Source organism: Autumnicola tepida (assembly GCF_031846485.1).
Classification (GTDB): domain Bacteria; phylum Bacteroidota; class Bacteroidia; order Flavobacteriales; family Flavobacteriaceae; genus Autumnicola; species Autumnicola tepida.
Window position 1 is genome coordinate 1 of the sequence record NZ_JAVRHQ010000122.1, and the last position, 362, is coordinate 362.

1 pseudogene is annotated in these 362 nt (G+C 44.8%); it reads right to left on the minus strand.

The features are described 5' to 3' along the window. A pseudogene (locus RM553_RS19630) lies at positions 1-362 on the minus strand (IS5/IS1182 family transposase); the annotation flags it as partial.

Genomic DNA, 362 nt, shown 5'->3' on the forward strand with positions numbered 1-362 from the left:
GTTTTGCTGTAGCTGTTTCGCCCCGCAAGAAGTACTTCCTGCTGCTCGTACTTCTCTAGATTGGCAGCAAAATTCTTCTTGATGTAACGAGCCTTAGCCTTGGCTTTAGCAGTGGCCTTGTCATTTCCTTTGAGGATCTTATTGATCTTTTGGGCTGTCTGTTCTACCTTTTCCTTCTCAACTTTTTTAAAATCCGGAGGAGTGGGATCCTTATCTTCATCATCAGCAATACTCTGGGCATACTCCCACATCTCCTCAAGTTGCTGCATCATTTTTTCTTTGCGTGTTTTTATGGCATTGCCCCAGACAAAGGTGTATCGTCCGGCTGCAGATTCGATCTTGGTACCGTCAGTATAGACTTC